This window comes from uncultured Parasphingorhabdus sp. (genome assembly GCF_963677535.2).
In the GTDB taxonomy this organism is placed as follows: domain Bacteria; phylum Pseudomonadota; class Alphaproteobacteria; order Sphingomonadales; family Sphingomonadaceae; genus Parasphingorhabdus.
This window is the reverse complement of record NZ_CAXXUT010000001.1, coordinates 1,239,874-1,255,044: the sequence shown is the minus strand read 5'-3', so window position 1 is coordinate 1,255,044 and position 15,171 is coordinate 1,239,874. Positions and strand designations below refer to the sequence as shown.

Annotated in this window: 12 protein-coding genes; 7 read left to right on the top strand and 5 right to left on the bottom strand. The window is 56.7% G+C overall.

The window, feature by feature from the left end; translation table 11 throughout:
- Positions 1-6 precede the first annotated feature (6 nt).
- Both purN and purM read right to left on the bottom strand, forming a co-directional pair.
- Positions 7-972 (bottom strand): phosphoribosylglycinamide formyltransferase, encoded by a 966-nt coding sequence (purN, locus tag ACHZCJ_RS05970; protein ID WP_321324722.1) that lies wholly within the window; start codon positions 970-972, stop codon positions 7-9.
- On the bottom strand, positions 965-2,071 hold the full coding sequence (gene purM, locus ACHZCJ_RS05965; protein ID WP_321324720.1) for a phosphoribosylformylglycinamidine cyclo-ligase: 1,107 nt from the start codon (positions 2,069-2,071) through the stop codon (positions 965-967). Before purM ends, purN begins: the two co-directional genes overlap by 8 nt.
- Positions 2,072-2,133: 62 nt before the next feature.
- Between purM and ACHZCJ_RS05960 the strand changes: the two genes are divergently transcribed.
- Genes ACHZCJ_RS05960 through ACHZCJ_RS05945 form a run of 4 tightly spaced genes read left to right on the top strand, consistent with a single transcriptional unit; the run spans position 2,134 to position 7,760 of the window.
- On the top strand, positions 2,134-3,420 hold the full coding sequence (locus ACHZCJ_RS05960; protein ID WP_321324718.1) for a heavy-metal-associated domain-containing protein: 1,287 nt from the start codon (positions 2,134-2,136) through the stop codon (positions 3,418-3,420).
- Positions 3,421-3,432: 12 nt separating this feature from the next.
- The gene (locus ACHZCJ_RS05955) at positions 3,433-4,050 is read left to right on the top strand and encodes a DnaA ATPase domain-containing protein (RefSeq protein WP_321324716.1); all 618 of its coding nucleotides are present in this window, start codon (positions 3,433-3,435) and stop codon (positions 4,048-4,050) included.
- A gap of 3 nt (positions 4,051-4,053) precedes the next feature.
- A complete protein-coding gene (locus ACHZCJ_RS05950) occupies positions 4,054-6,243 on the top strand; it encodes an RNA degradosome polyphosphate kinase (protein WP_321324715.1) in 2,190 nt (729 codons plus the stop codon).
- Positions 6,240-7,760 (top strand): Ppx/GppA family phosphatase, encoded by a 1,521-nt coding sequence (locus ACHZCJ_RS05945; RefSeq protein ID WP_236553768.1) that lies wholly within the window; start codon positions 6,240-6,242, stop codon positions 7,758-7,760. Before ACHZCJ_RS05950 ends, ACHZCJ_RS05945 begins: the two co-directional genes overlap by 4 nt.
- Here the strand turns inward: ACHZCJ_RS05945 and rnd are convergent, their stop codons facing one another.
- A complete protein-coding gene (gene rnd / locus ACHZCJ_RS05940) occupies positions 7,761-8,942 on the bottom strand; it encodes a ribonuclease D (RefSeq protein ID WP_321324711.1) in 1,182 nt (393 codons plus the stop codon).
- Positions 8,943-9,014: 72 nt separating this feature from the next.
- Between rnd and ACHZCJ_RS05935 the strand changes: the two genes are divergently transcribed.
- Both ACHZCJ_RS05935 and ACHZCJ_RS05930 read left to right on the top strand, forming a co-directional pair.
- On the top strand, positions 9,015-9,347 hold the full coding sequence (locus ACHZCJ_RS05935; RefSeq protein ID WP_159640887.1) for a hypothetical protein: 333 nt from the start codon (positions 9,015-9,017) through the stop codon (positions 9,345-9,347).
- Positions 9,347-10,861 carry an FAD-binding protein gene (locus ACHZCJ_RS05930; RefSeq protein WP_321324708.1) on the top strand — a complete coding sequence of 505 codons (1,515 nt, stop codon included), beginning with the start codon at positions 9,347-9,349 and terminating at the stop codon, positions 10,859-10,861. The genes ACHZCJ_RS05935 and ACHZCJ_RS05930 overlap by 1 nt, the downstream gene beginning before the upstream one ends.
- A gap of 303 nt (positions 10,862-11,164) precedes the next feature.
- On the opposite strand, the gene ACHZCJ_RS05925 is transcribed toward ACHZCJ_RS05930, so the two are convergent.
- Positions 11,165-13,159: a TonB-dependent receptor domain-containing protein gene (locus ACHZCJ_RS05925; RefSeq protein ID WP_321324706.1), complete on the bottom strand. Its 1,995-nt coding sequence runs from the start codon at positions 13,157-13,159 to the stop codon at positions 11,165-11,167.
- Positions 13,160-13,202: 43 nt separating this feature from the next.
- The gene (locus tag ACHZCJ_RS05920) at positions 13,203-13,823 is read right to left on the bottom strand and encodes a cation transporter (RefSeq protein ID WP_321324704.1); all 621 of its coding nucleotides are present in this window, start codon (positions 13,821-13,823) and stop codon (positions 13,203-13,205) included.
- Between the two features lie 884 nt (positions 13,824-14,707).
- On the opposite strand from ACHZCJ_RS05920, the gene ACHZCJ_RS05915 reads away from it, so the two are divergent.
- Positions 14,708-14,989, top strand: a complete 282-nt coding sequence (locus ACHZCJ_RS05915) for a hypothetical protein (protein WP_159640899.1) — start codon at positions 14,708-14,710, stop codon at positions 14,987-14,989.
- The last annotated feature ends 182 nt before the right edge of the window (positions 14,990-15,171 follow it).

The following is a 15,171-nucleotide window of genomic DNA, read 5'->3' as shown; positions in this document are numbered from 1 at the left end:
ACTGGTTTAAAATTGGTCGGCGATTGCAATCATCTTGGTGAGCCGCTTTGGCGCGACCTGGCGCCAGCTAGCGTACAGCCGATCGGAAATATGGTCCCAGTCGGTGCGGCCCGTATCCAGCCGAATGGCGATCCAGCCGGATTTTCCGTAGAATTTGGGTATATAATACAGGTCGGGGTCGGCGTCGATCAGCGCGGCCTGTTCGTCCAGCCCGGTGGTCTTGACGAGCAGAGCAATACTGGCTTCTCCATGATGGCTCTGCGCAAGATAGGCGAAATATTTCCCAGTCGTTTTGCTGCCCACGCGCCAGCCCGGGGCGCCGAAGCTGGGGCGTTCGTGGGTTTCTGCAAGTGCCAGTGCCCGTTGACGTACCTGTCCAAGAATCCAGTCAGGATCCGCTTCGCGAGTGACATATTTGGCCAGGGTGGAGGGGTAGAGCTGATGTTCCGCGATCAGTATCCGGCTGGCCAGACTGTCGGCATCATCATCGGGCAAAATGGCAACTTCCGTTTGCGCCAGAATGGGACCATCATCCAGTTCGGGAGTGACCAGATGGACGCTGCATCCAGCGACATCGTCGCCCGCATCAATCGCGCGCTGATAAGTGTCGAGACCCTTGTACTTGGGCAGCAGGCTAGGATGAATGTTGAGCATATGATCTGCCCATTTCCTGACAAAACCGTCGCTCAGAATGCGCATATAGCCGGCTAGTACCACATATTCGGCGCCGGATCGGACGATGGCATCGTGCATGATTATATCATGGGCCTCGCGCGTCAGTCCCTTGTGCGAATGGGCGAAGGTTGCGATGCTTTCTGCTTCTGCCAGTTTCAGGCCCGGCGCCTTCAGATCATTAGACGCTACCAGAACGATCTCAAAGGGACAGTCAGGTAATTTTGCGGCATAAACCATCGCCGCCATATTCGACCCGCGCCCGGAAAGCAGTATAGCGATTTTGGCTTTGTCAGCCATTGTGCGTGGCGGTCCAGTCATCCGTAGCCGACCATATGCCGCGCGCAGCGCTTACCGTACAGCCTCTGGTGCCGGTGCGAACGTCGCCAATTTTGTGGACTGTCTCGCCCGCGGCTTCCAGGTCAGATGTAATGGAAGGAACTTCTTCGGGGGAAACCGCCAGCACCATTCCGATTCCGCAATTGAATGTCCGCGCCATTTCTTCCGGTTCGATATTGCCTTGTGCCTGCAGAAACGCCATCAAGCGGGGCTGATCCCAGTTCGAAGCATTGACGTGGGCGTGCGTGCCATCGGGCAATACGCGAGGAATATTTTCCAGCAATCCGCCGCCGGTGATATGGGCAAGCGCCTTGATCCGGCCGGACTGCATCAGTGGCAGCAGCGACTTCACATAGATTCGGGTGGGCGCAATCAAAGCCTCAATCAGCAATATGTCGGGATTGAATAGGGCGGGGCGGTCCATTTTCCAGCCTTTGTCGGTAGCCAGACGCCGGACCAGAGAAAATCCGTTGGAATGCACGCCCGAGGATTCGAGACCGAGAAGCACATCACCCGGCGCGATCGTCATTCCGGTCACGGCCTTTTCGCGTTCCACCGCGCCGACGCAGAAGCCAGCAAGATCATAGTCACCGTCAGCATACATGCCCGGCATTTCCGCGGTCTCTCCGCCGATCAAGGCGCAGCCGGACATTTTGCAGCCCTCGGCGATGCCCGCCACAACCCGTTCGGCAATGCCGTTCTCGAGCTTGCCGGTAGCAAAATAGTCGAGGAAAAACAGGGGCTCTGCTCCCTGCACGATCAGATCATTGACGCACATGGCAACAAGATCAATGCCGACCGTGTCATGACGGCTATAATCGATCGCGAGTTTGAGTTTCGTGCCGACGCCGTCATTGGCCGCGACCAGCAATGGATCCTGATAGCCTGCCGCTTTCAGATCAAAAAATCCGCCGAACCCGCCTAGTTCGGCGTTTGCACCCGCACGTGCAGTGGCTTTTGCCAGCGGTGCGATTGCTTTGATCAGGGCATTGCCCGCTTCGATGGACACACCGGCTTTCGCATAGGTGTAAGAATCCGGCTCATTTTGCTTTTCACTCATAGATTGAGCGATTAGACAAGTCGCGGCTGGATTTCCACGCCATAATCGTCAAAAGGGCGCAAATGAGTTTTTTGAGTGACTTCCGGACCAAGATAGCCGCCGCCATTGCCCTCGTGACTGTGCTCGCGGGAACGGTCGTCTATGCCCAGCTTGAAGGTACCCAGCGCGGTGTGGCACCGCTCGCCAGCACCGGTGATTTCGAAGTGATGGGGGTGGAAGTCGACGTCCATGGCGACAATGCTTTCGATGCGCGGAAAAAAGGCTGGGAAGAAGCCCAGCGCAAGGCATGGAAGATGCTGTACAAGCGGACGCAGGGGGGCGAGACCTCCGGCCTGCCTGACGGTACGCTCAACACGATCGTCTCGGCTATCATTGTCGAGCAAGAGCAGATCGGCCCCAAACGCTATATTGCCACGCTCGGCGTTATGTTCGATCGTGCAAGAACAGGCTCGATTCTCGGTGTAGGTGGTCGGCGATTGCGATCTCCGCCCTTGCTGGTGCTGCCGATTATGTGGAGCGGAGGATCTCCCCAGGTATTCGAGAATCGGACCGAATGGCAAAAAGCCTGGGCGCGATTCCGGTCCGGTGACAGCGCCATCGACTATGTGCGGCCTTATGGGTCGGACAGCGAATCACTGGTGCTGACAGCAGGGCAGGCCAATCGTCCGAGTCGGCGCTGGTGGCGCAATATTCTTGACCAGTTTGGCGCAGCGGATGTTATTGTTCCGATCGTCAGGCTCACCTATAAATATCCCGGCGGTCCTGTCACCGCCCGGTTTACCGCGCGCTATGGTCCGGATAATCGCTATATCGACAGCTTTACCCTGAAAGTGGACCGCAGCGAAGATATCCCCAAAATGATGGACCAAGGTATCGTTCGCCTGGACAATATTTATTCGAGTGCTTTGTCGCGCGGCATATTGAAAACCGACAAGTCGCTTATCATTGAAGATCCCTTCAATCTCGATGATCTTGATCTTGATGATTTCGATCTAGATGTCGAACTGGCAGACGAGACGGATACGGGCGATAATAGTTCAGCCCCGGCAAATACCGAATCATCAGAGTCGGCCGCAGAAGCGCAGGTAGCCGCACCGGTGGCAGCTACCAGTATCTCGCTGCAATTCGACACGCCGGATGTTGGCGCTGTCGGCCGCGGCGAAGCATCGGTACGTGCGATACCGGGCGTCACATCCGCTTCCACGTCCAGCCTCGCGCTGGGTGGTGTGTCTGTCATGAGCGTGACTTACAAAGGCGATATTTCCACACTGGCCCAAGCCCTTCGGGCGCAAGGCTGGCAAGTGCAGCAAGGAGCGGGCGCCTTGCGTATCAGTCGCTCCGGACAGTAACGAAGCGAGACCGTGAGTCAGATAGCCCTTCCTCTTGAACAGAAGCCGTCGTCAGAACAGGGAGGGTATCTGGTGACTGGTGCCAATGCCGAGGTGCATCGACATCTGCAAAACTGGCAGGACTGGGCGCATCACACCTTAATTCTAACCGGCCCCGAAGCCTCCGGTAAAACCACGATGGCTGCAGCGTTTGAAGCGGAAAGCGGCGGGTTCTGCGTGGATGATGCTGCAAACCATGAAGATACCGAAATATTCCATTTATGGAATCGCGCCAATGAAGAGCAAAAACCGCTTCTGCTGTTAGCCGCGAAACCGGTTGCGGATTGGGGAATTTTGCTTCCAGATCTGAAATCCCGCCTTGCCGCGTCGCTGCATCTGGAAATTGGAACGCCCGATCAGGCGATGATCGACGGCCTGTTCCAGAAATATTTCGCGATACGCGGCCTGACAATTTCCGAAGATGCCTTGCGCTATCTGGAAAAAAGGATGGTCCGCACCTATGCTATGGTACGTCAACTGGCACAGAAAATGGACTCGCTAGCGATTGAAACCAGAAAGCCGATAAATCTGGCTATAGCGAAATCGGCGCTTGGTTTGTTCGATGCCGGTGATGAAAAAATGGATACCTAGCCCATGGAAAACTCTGCTGTAGAATCGCGGGAAGGGGATATCTCGGCCGTAGATACTGTCACCGGCGCATTGCCTGAGGATAACGGCAAACGATATTTCAATCGAGAAATCAGTTGGCTGGGCTTTAACGAACGGGTGATCGAGGAGGCCGAGAACAGCGCGCATCCATTGCTCGAGCGGCTGCGCTTTCTGTCGATATCCGGCAGCAACCTTGACGAATTTTTCATGGTTCGTTTCGCCGGACTGGTCGGGCAATATCGTCAGAATATCGAGGAACGATCGGCCGATGGCCTGACCGCGACACAGCAACTGGAAGCCATAGCAGCTCGCACGGATTCGCTTATTGAACATCAGCAACGGGTCTGGGCAGCTCTATCCCGGACGCTCGCCGACGAAGACATTATTGTGTCGGCTGTGAATGATCTCACCGAGCCGTCGAAAGCCTGGTTGAGACAGCATTTCATTGACCAGATATTCCCGGTGCTGACTCCGCAGGCGCTTGATCCGGCGCATCCCTTCCCGTTCATTCCCAACAAGGGATTGAGTCTCGTGTTTGATCTGGTCCGGGAATCGGACAATCAGGGCATCAGGGAACTGGTAATGATCCCGTCTGGCTTGCCCCGATTTATCCGCTTGCCCGGTGAGTCGGCGATCTATGTTTCGGTCGAGACGGTCATTCAGGAGTTTTCCGATATTCTGTTCCCCGGTTATGCGGTGAAAAATAGCGGACTGTTCCGGATCATCCGCGATAGCGATATCGAGGTGGAAGAAGAAGCGGAAGATCTGGTGCGCTATTTCCGCAGCGCCATCAAACGGCGCCGTCGCGGAGACGTGATCCGGCTGGAAATGGGGCCGAATCTTGCCGAACCCGTGATTGCAATGCTGCGCGAAAATCTGCTTGATGACGGTGCTACGGAAAGCCGGATCAACGGCTTGGTCGGCGTCGGTGATCTCGATATTCTGGTCGATGAAGATCGTCCAGATCTTAAGTTCACGCCCTATAGTCCGCGTTTTCCAGAGCGTATTCGCGATCATGGCGGTGACTGTTTCGCGGCGATCCGCGATAAGGACATTCTGGTTCATCACCCCTATGAGTCTTTCGAGGTGGTTATTGAATTCCTGCGTCAGGCGGCTGCCGATCCCGATGTGGTGGCGATCAAGCAGACTTTATATCGCGCCGGCAAGCAGTCCGCTGTTATCCGGGCGCTGATTGATGCTGCTGAAGCGGGCAAATCGGTCACCGCAATCGTCGAACTCAAGGCGCGTTTTGACGAGGAGCAGAATCTGCTCTGGGCGAGTGCGCTCGAACGCGCCGGTGTGCAGGTCGTCTACGGGTTTATCGAATGGAAAACCCATGCAAAAATATCGATGGTCGTGCGCAAGGAACAGGAAGGCTATCGCACATATTGCCATTTCGGAACCGGTAATTATCATCCGATAACCGCCAAAATCTACACTGATCTCAGTTTCTTCACTGCTGATCCGAGGGCCGCACGCGATGCGGCGCAATTGTTCAACTATATCACCGGCTATGTCGAACCCAAGGCGCTGGAACTTATTTCCATGTCACCGCGCGATATGCGTAACGACCTGATGGGACTGATAGATCAGGAAATTGCAAATGTCCGCGCCGGCAATCCGGGAATGATTTGGGCCAAGATGAATTCACTGGTGGATCCGGCATTGATCGAGAAACTGTATCAGGCGAGCAATGCCGGTGTGGAAATAGATCTGGTGGTCCGCGGAATCTGCTGTCTCCGGCCTGATGTACCGGGCATGTCCGATCATATTCGCGTGAAATCGGTGGTGGGCCGGTTTCTTGAACATAGCCGTATCTGGGCTTTCGGCAACGGCAGGGAATTACCGAACGACGGTGCGAAACTCTATATTTCATCGGCGGACTGGATGCCGCGCAACCTGGACCGGCGGGTGGAATATATGATGCCGATTACAAATCCCACCGTTCATGACCAGATATTGGATCAGGTTATGGTGGCCAATCTGATCGATGACGAGCAAAGCTGGGAACTCAACGCCGATGGCAGTTACACCCGGGTAAAGCCATCCAGCAAACCGTTCAATCTGCACCGCTATTTCATGACGAATCCCTCACTCTCCGGACGCGGCAAGGCGCTGAAGAAGAGCAACGCGGTGCCGCGGCTCAGCTTGCGACGTCGGAAGAAAAGGGTGTGAGCGGGTTGCCGGGAGACAAAAATAGCGCGTCCGGACTGGCGCAGAAGAAAAAGCGGGGATCCGGTCGGCGTACGGCAATTGTTGATATCGGCTCCAATTCCATCCGGCTGGTTGTCTATCAGGGGCCTGCGAGAGTTCCCGCAATTCTGTTCAATGAAAAGGTCATGGCCGGACTCGGTAAAGAATTGTCGACGACCGGCGCAATCGGCAAGGATTCAATTGCGCTTGCTACGCGTGGAATGAAGCGATTTTACCGACTTTGCATCGAAATGGACGTCGACAATGTACAGAGTTTTGCCACCGCAGCGGTCCGGGACGCCAGCAACGGCAAGGATTTGCTGAATATTGCCAGCGAGATCGGCTATGATGTTGCGGTGCTTCAAGGCGAAGAAGAAGCGGAGCTGGCAGCGCTCGGAGTGATCTCCGGAATTCCCGACGCTAGTGGAATAGTCGGCGATCTTGGCGGAGGCAGTCTGGAGCTGGCCATGGTCGATCAGGGCAGGGTGCTGGAGCGGTTTTCCTTTCCTCTAGGCGTACTGAGGGTGGCTGACCTGCGCGCCAAGGGGCAGGATGCGCTAAAAAGCAAAGTGCGCAAGATGCTAAAGAAAACCGGATGGGATAAGCAGGGGCAAGACCTCCCTTTCTATCTCGTCGGCGGTTCGTGGCGTTCGCTGGCCCGCCTGGACATGTTTGACAGTCAGTATCCGCTGCCGGTCATCCACAATTACGAGATGGAACCCAGACGCGCGCGCCGGCTCGTCAGTCGCCTAGCCCAACTGAACAGGGACAAGTTGAAAAATGTCCCTGGATTATCAACCTCTCGGATACCAACGCTTAAGGACGCCGCATGGCTGTTGTCGCTGCTGGTCCGCTATCTGAATAGCAGCAAAATGGTGGTGTCCGCTTATGGCGTGCGGGAAGGCATGCTGTTCCACACTGTCAGCAAGCAGGAAGCCGCGCGCGATCCGCTTTTACTGGCAACCGAAGATACCGGTGCGGCTCAGGCTCGGTTCCCGGCAAATAGCAAGTTGCTGGGTAAATGGATTGCCGATATTTTCTCGGATGATCCGGTTGAATGGCACCGCATCCGTCAGGCTGCCTGTAATCTCGGTGATGTCGCCTGGCGCGCCAATCCCAATTTTCGCGCGGAGCGAGGACTGGAAGTCGGATTGCATGGCAATTGGGTCGGCATTACCGGGCCGGAAAGGGAGATGCTGGGACAAGCGCTGTTTACCAGTTTCGGAGGCGGCAACGACGTCTTTCCTGGCGGCGGTAAACTGGCTAGCGCTGCGGCGACACGGCGGGCCATCGCCTGGGGTCTTGCGATGCGGCTGGGGCAACGGCTTAGTGGCGGTACCCGAACCCCGCTGGAGCAGACGCAAATCCGCAAGTCCGGAAAGAAGCTTGAACTCACGATCGCGGGTGATCTGGTTCATCTCTATGGCGATGTGGTTGCCAAGCGGCACGGGCATCTGGCAAATATGCTGGGGCTTGAGCCGGTGATGACTGCGGTTTAGCTATTCCGCATCGCCTTCCTGCTGGTGCGTCATCTTCAATTTTCCGTCCTTCACCGTGAAGCTGACGCGGCCTTCGATTAAATCCAGTGCGTCACGGCCGAATTCCTCATAGCGCCACCCCTCGAGCAGCGGCACATTTTCGCGTTCTCCGGCCACGATCCGTTCCAGATCATCGGCCCGTGCCAGCAGTCGCGATGCAACATTCATCTCTGCCGACCGGATTTTTAGCAATAATTTGAGCAAATCCGTAACCAGTGCGTTGGATTTCCCGTTTTTGGGACGCCGGCCAACCTTCAGTGGGAGATCATCGCGTGACAGCGGTTCCGCCTGTTCGATTACTTCCATCAATCGTGCGCCGATATCATTATTCTTCCAGCCTGCCGACAGTCCGCGGACCTGTCCCAGCTTGGACTGATCCTTGGGAGGATGCGCTGCGATATCTGCCAGCGTTTCGTCGCGCATGATCCGGCCGCGTGGTAAATCCTTGGATTGGGCTTCGCGCTCCCGCCATGCGGCCAGCGCCTTCAGTCTGCCGAGCATCTCCAGATTACGGCCCTGCGATTTGACCCGCAGCCAGGACCTTTCCGGATCATTGACATAATTGTCGGGATCAGCGAGCTTTTCCATCTCGGCATTGATCCACATGCCCCGGCCGGTTTCGCGCAATTTGTCCAGCATCATCGGGAAGATCTTGGCGAGATGGGTGACATCGGCCACCGCATATTCCAGTTGGCGCGCGTTGAGCGGACGGCGTGACCAGTCGGTAAAGCGGGCGCCCTTGTCCAGGGTGATGCCCAGCCAGCTATCCACGAGATTGGCATAGCCGATCTGCTCGCTCTGTCCGATTGCCATGGCTGCAATCTGGGTATCAAAAATCGGGTGCGGGGTCTTGCCCGTCATATTGTGGATGATCTCGACATCCTGCCCGCCGGCATGGAAAATCTTGAGTACATTCTCATTCTCAACCAGCAATTCCATCAGCGGTCCGAGATCAATACCTTTGGCCAATGGATCAATTGCGGCGGCTTCCTTACCATCGGAAATCTGGATGAGACAGAGGATAGGCCAATAGGTGTTCTCCCGCATGAACTCTGTATCGACTGCCACAAAGTCGGCAGTAGCAAAGCGGGCGCAAATATCGGCGATGTCCTGATTGGTCGTCAGCAAATTATGGATGTGCATTTTTATGCTATACAGCGGGTGGCTCGTCCCGCAAACAATTCGTGGGCGCAGGATTAAAATTTGGGGGAAATCATGACATTTTGGTCACTGGCTTTGATCAGCTTATTGGTATTGCTGTTGCTGGGGCAGATTATGGCACAGTGGGGTGACGCCTGTCTGGCGGTAGCCGATCCCCGGCCGATTGGCGGCAAGACAATCGAGATTACGATCTTGGCCTGGGGCCTTGCTGCGCGGCGAGGGCGGTCTCTGCAGGTGGATGACTGCTATCAGCTCGGTATCAACGACATGCGTTTCTTCATGACTGGCAAAGCGGTTCTGGTCTGCCTGTTTACCTTCGGGTTTGTCCGAAAGGTCAGCATCGCCTATCGCTGTTATGCTGGCGATCATGGCGTCGGAGAAGCCTGATGGCGCGGATCGTGAATCTCGGACAACAGGTCTGGACCAACTATCACCAGACCGCAGAATGCAACCTCAAGAGCCGGATCGAGCTGGTCAATAGCGACGAGAAAAACGGCCGGGCGCATCTGAAAGGCGTGGCCGAAACTGTCCGGGACTTGCTCGGGGAGGCGAGGCAGTATCAGATCCCGGTGCGACCGATCGGGGCGGGTTGGTCACCGTCGCCGATCAACGTGGTGGAAGACGGCTGGCTGGTCGAGACCTTGCGGCTGAACCGGACCTATACAGTGGCGGCGAAAGATTTGCATGAAGATTGCGAAGTTGCCGCGGAAGCGCTGTTGCTGGTGCAGGCCGGCGCGACCGTCGACGAAGTTTACGAAAGTGCCGAAGAAATCGGCCGGTCGCTGCGAACCGGCGGGGCGAGCAACGGACAGAGCTTTGCCGGCGCCTGCGCCACCGGAACCCATGGCAGCGTTTGGCAGGCGGGCGGTATCCAGGACCATGTCCGGGCGGTGCAAATGGTGACACCCGAGCGGATATTGTGGATTTCGCCTGAAAAGCCGGTGCTGTCGGACGCGTTCATCGCCCAGACCGGCTCCGAAATCATTCGCGACGACCGGGTATTTGCCGCGGCCCAGTTGCACATCGGCGCGATGGGCTTTGTCACCGCGATGCTTATCGAGACGGATCCGATCTATATGGTGCAGAATATCCAGAAAGCGACGAAGATAAGGCGCGAGCATATCGACTGGCTGTCCCGCGGCGAGTTCCGGAAATTTTCATGCGAATTCGGACTGAATGAAAATCCCTATTTTCAGCAGCTTATTATCAATCCTTTTGATCCTTTCGACAAGAAATGCCTGCTCCGCTTCCTCTACAAGCGCCCCTTTGACCCCAATATCCCGCCGCCGCCCCCGCGCGACATGGGAGCCGGCTATGACGCGCTGACCCTGCTCGGCAAGGCGATGGCGCACAGCGACCTGTTCAAGGGCGCGATCATGCAATTTGCGATGGAGCAGGGCTATCCCGACAACCGCGATGTTGATGATCCGCCGGCCATCGCCACCTGGGGGCATACCACCGAAGAGCATGCTCCGATCGCCAGTCTGTTCAACGGATCGGTTACACTTGATCGTAACAGGCTGGGCGAGGTCTTTGATCTGGTTATAGATAATTTCAAACGAGGCGGTGGTGGCACGGTCGTCACCCTGCGGTTCGTCCGGCAGGCCGCCGGTCTGCTCGCCCCCGCGCACTGGCCCGACAATGTCGTGATCGACTTTGACGGCCCCAATGTCGAATCCAGCCACAAGGGCTACAAGAAGGTGATCGAGGCGCTCGACGAGGCCGGGATTCCCTTCACCCGCCACTGGGGCAAGACCAACAATCTCGACGAGCAGCGGGTGAAGCGCGACTATGGCCAGAATTTCGCCGACTGGAAATGGGCCCAGGCACAGGTCATGCCGGACCCGGCGGACCGACAGGTTTTTGCCAATGAGGAACTTCGCAAGCTGGGTTTGATATAGGCGGTTTGCGGGATCAGCGTTGAGATTGTGAGGGTTGGAGTGAGGTGTCGGACAAGGCGGGGTATCGACGGCTTGAATGATCACAGATTCCGATAGAAAATATGTGAAGGCGTTGAAATGGTCCTGGCTGTCATCCGTTGACCGCCCTATTTGCGGTCTCGCAGCTTAGCCAGGTTCTATATCAGCTTAGCACCCGATCTCCGTCATTCCAATAATATCCCGACTTGCTTGAGCGGAGGCATGCAGCACCAGGGCCAGAGTCAATCAGTCACCACTTGCCCATTGCCATCGCAACGACATTCATCATTCTCCACCGAACCGAAGCCTGATTCCCCCATTCAGGGTAAATCCGTCGAGCGGCGCCCATGCATCCACCGTCCATTGTCCACTTGCATCGCGCTGCGGCCGTAATAGCGGATCATAGCGAGTCTGCCGCACATTGAGCAGATTTTCCGCATTGGCGAACAGACTGATCCGGCCCAAGACGATTTCGCCCAATATACCCAAATGCACATAGGGGCGGCTGCGCGTGCGAAAGGGATTGTCTTCAAGCGACTGCGCGCCGGTGTAATAGGCTTCAACCCCGACGCGTCCCTTGCCATGTTCTTCCCACATGCCGACCAGCCCTGCGGTATGCCGCGGTGTCAGCGGAACTTCGCGCCGTACTAGACCGGAAGCATCGGGTTCAGTGGCGTCGACATAGACGTAGCTGCCCGTCACAGTAAAACCGTTTTGCTTATAGCGGACAAGCAGTTCCGATCCACGCACTTTGGTGGTTCCGTCGACATTGACAAGGCGTACCCGGTCCGGCGCAATTTCCTGCAGTCGCGTTGCGTTGTCTATATCGGCACCGAACAATGTCACGCTGGCTTCAAATGGTCCGCTGGCATAGCCGACATCGAGTGATGCTGTCGCGGCGGTTTCGGCTTCGAGATCCCCGAGGGGTTCGAGCTGAGAAAGCCCGGCTGCCTCAATTTCGTCGACAAAGGGATTGGGCGCAAAAAAGCCGCCTCCGAGCGATCCCCGGATGGTCCAGTTGCCCGGACGGTAAAGCGCCGACAGGCGCGGGCTAAACTGGGTTCCGAACTCATCGTGAAAATCCGCACGTCCGCTCCCCGCCAGAGTGAGTTCAGCACTTATCTCATGTTCCACTTGCGCAAATATGCCCGGCACGTCGTAGCTGTAATTAAACGCCGGGAAGCTTTCCGAACGGAAGGCGTCAGACTGGAAGGCGATCCCGCCAACCCAAGTGGTGGCCCCGCTCCCGCCCGAGACGGATGCTTCAGCGAACACGCTTTGGTGCCGGTCATCCTCTAATGTGGTGCCGAAACGGTGCAGATGGTCTTGCTGCATGGCGGAAGCGCGAAGATGCAAGATCATGCTATCGTCTATCGGTGTTTCGCCGACGAGGCCGGCATCGAAACGCTCCGTATCCTGCGTTTGTGGAAAGAATGTGCCATCGGGCACGGTTTGGCCGGTCAGCGTGCCGCCAACCCGTTCTTCCGTCATCGCGCCGATCGTCAGGTATAGGGAACTGCCGCTGCCATCGTCCCATTGAAAGCGAGGGCGCGCGGTGAAACGATCATATGAGGCTATATCATACCAACCGTCGCCATCGATATCCTGCCCGGTTTGGCGATGCGCGCCAGCGGTTAGCGACACACCGAGGCTGTCGCTTAACGGGGCAGATATATATCCGGTCAGGTCCTGCCCGTCGCGCGTAGTTGCGTTCGCCAGTATCTCGGCTTCAAACGCATCACCGGGGTTTTTGGAGATAAGGTTGATGACGCCCCCGAGCGCGGACGGACCATATAATGCGGAAGCCGCACCCTTGATGATTTCGACTTGCCCGAGATCAGTTGGAGGAATCTGCAGCAAGCCGAGCGATGCGGCCTGGCCGCCGTAAAGCGGCAGGCCGTCAGCCAGCAGCTGGGTGTATCGCCCTTCCAGACCCTGAATCCGGATATTTGCAGCACCCAGCGCAGGCGAGGTGACTTGCACCCGAACACCGCCGGTTTCCGCAACCAGCATGGCAATATTGCCGGGGCGCATGATCGCCTTCTCTTCGATCTCTTCCCCCACAATCACTTCGACGCGGATCGGTTCATCCTGCACCCGGCGACGGTTGCGGGTTCCCTGAACGATGATTACCTGTTCAGCTTCCCCGTTGTGATGATCGTCCGCGTGGTTCGCCTCCGGGTGGTCAGCGGCGGGAGAATCCTGAGCGAATGCCGGAGCAGCAAGGACGACAGGGACGGCAGTGGCGATAAGCCGCCAATGCAGTAGGGAGCGGGTCATTAGAATTCTTTCTTGATTGTGGAGAAAAATTTCGGCGCGTATTTCATGCCTGAGCAAGTTCTTTCCGGGCTTGGGAGAACACGTCAATGCTTCCCCATATCGCCAGCCAGGCCATGATAGATGCGACCAGCAAATCGGGCCACGCATTGCCTGTGCCAAATACGCCCAGCGCCGCAGCGAGGACTGCGATATTTCCGAGCGCGTCATTGCGGGAGCAAATCCAGGCGGAGCGCATATTGGCATCGCCATTGCGAAACCGAAGTAACATCAGCGCCACAATGATATTAACAACCAGCGCTGCTGCACCGATTATTCCCATCATATGCGGTTCAGGCTCGGACCCGGCGAAAAAACCGTAAATTGCGTAACCGATCACCCACAGGCCAAAGGCAAGCATCGTCGCACCTTTAACCAGCGCCGCGCGGGCTCGCCAGCTCAGCGCCATACCGGCGACAAACAGGCTGATCGCGTAATTGGCAGCATCGCCAAAAAAATCGAGCGCATCAGCTTGCAATGCGCGCGAATCCGCTGCCACGCCTGCGGCTATTTCCACCCCGAACATCGTGGCATTCGCGAATAGTGCGAACCACAATATCCGGCGCCACAGCGGGTCGTTGTGGCTATTTCCCGAATCGGCGGGAACGTCGCAGCACGACTTTGCCATGAGATGCGTCTCCTGTAGTTTCGAGTCGCAAAACCCTATGCACCCTGTAGCTACTACAGGGTTAATATCTGCTTATCGGTGAATTGCCGAAGGCGACGAAAATCAAGGTCGAAACCATCTGCAATTACGAACGCGAAAGCATATTGTCCGCAGTTGAGCGGACCGATACGAACTAGCGTGATTATTCCATTCGCACATCTGACGAAGCGGATCCTTGTCCGGCGTTTATTCGATCTCGGGTCCGGCATGGCTCAGGGGGAGCTCGTAACTGGATTTGGCGGGCGATGATGACCAGCCATGCGGAGGTGTCGATGCACTGGTCCCCGACCATATGATCTATGCGAACCGCAAAATTGCTGACCTGACATGGCTGCGCGTAGATTAGTCAAACCGTCTTGACGCGTGCGATAGCGGACGGATCGGTGAATGCCATATCGCGGAATTGCTTGGTGCGAGGCAGCGCTGAGCGGTGGAAGATCGGTCTAAGCGGCCGCAGTGATGTCTCGGTGTCAATTCCGATCAGCGCGGACAGTCGAGCCAGCCTTTGACCGCTCGCCGGTTTTGGTCACACCGTATCATTGCTCTATCGATTCTGTGCTTATCGATACGCTAAACTGTCCCGTGATCTTGGTCGGTCAGTCCAGGTTGAGACTACTCGCCGAAGCAAACAACCAGGTCGGGAACAGTGTTTTGTGGCCGACGAGCAGCACTAATCAATATTTTTCTCCGATGGTGGCGACCAAAGATCCGGGGTTCTGCGGGTCATATTCCGTGATCGCGTCGCCGACCTTCCTGCCAAGTCGAGCGGCGGTTTCCGTCGTCCGGGAACCATCCGCCAACAACAGCGTAATGCCCTTATGACCTCAGACAATGGAGAATCCGCCATGACCACGAGTGACAAGAGAAAAACCGCACATTCCCACGAATATGAACGGCAGAACCCCGGCGCAGCGCCCGGGACGCCGCACCGGCCGGAGACGTCTTACGGCATGAATACCGGGAAAGCGGGCGGGACTTATGGTGAGGCCGACAGTTTTCCAGAGGATGAAGAAAGTGACGGCACGCCCGGAGGGCAATCTCCGGAAGAAGTGGGCGACCGGCCCAATGTCTCGACGGTGCGGCCCGAAGACTACCCGCTGAGGGATCGGAAAGACAGCCAGGCCTGAGCCTGTCGGGATCCCTGGCCGCGCTGGTGACGCCTTACCGGCGAACCTGGGTTTTGGGTGACTTGGGTCTCTTCCCGGCCGATAGGCCATATGCCCTGCGGCCTGCGGTCCGTTCGGACAATCTCAAGCCTTGACAAATGGCGCGCAGACCTGTGTTACGCCAGCAATCTTTCCATCTGGGA

Excerpts from the sequence above, each read along its gene's own strand:
- purN (WP_321324722.1), bottom strand. The coding sequence starts at position 972 with ATGGCTGACAAAGCCAAAATCGCTATACTGCTTTCCGGGCGCGGGTCG.
- purM (WP_321324720.1), bottom strand. The coding sequence starts at position 2,071 with ATGAGTGAAAAGCAAAATGAGCCGGATTCTTACACCTATGCGAAAGCC.
- ACHZCJ_RS05960 (WP_321324718.1), top strand. The coding sequence starts at position 2,134 with ATGAGTTTTTTGAGTGACTTCCGGACCAAGATAGCCGCCGCCATTGCC.
- ACHZCJ_RS05950 (WP_321324715.1), top strand. The coding sequence starts at position 4,054 with ATGGAAAACTCTGCTGTAGAATCGCGGGAAGGGGATATCTCGGCCGTA.
- rnd (WP_321324711.1), bottom strand. The coding sequence starts at position 8,942 with ATGCACATCCATAATTTGCTGACGACCAATCAGGACATCGCCGATATT.
- ACHZCJ_RS05935 (WP_159640887.1), top strand. The coding sequence starts at position 9,015 with ATGACATTTTGGTCACTGGCTTTGATCAGCTTATTGGTATTGCTGTTG.
- ACHZCJ_RS05930 (WP_321324708.1), top strand. The coding sequence starts at position 9,347 with ATGGCGCGGATCGTGAATCTCGGACAACAGGTCTGGACCAACTATCAC.
- ACHZCJ_RS05925 (WP_321324706.1), bottom strand. The coding sequence starts at position 13,159 with ATGACCCGCTCCCTACTGCATTGGCGGCTTATCGCCACTGCCGTCCCT.
- ACHZCJ_RS05920 (WP_321324704.1), bottom strand. The coding sequence starts at position 13,823 with ATGGCAAAGTCGTGCTGCGACGTTCCCGCCGATTCGGGAAATAGCCAC.
- ACHZCJ_RS05915 (WP_159640899.1), top strand. The coding sequence starts at position 14,708 with ATGACCACGAGTGACAAGAGAAAAACCGCACATTCCCACGAATATGAA.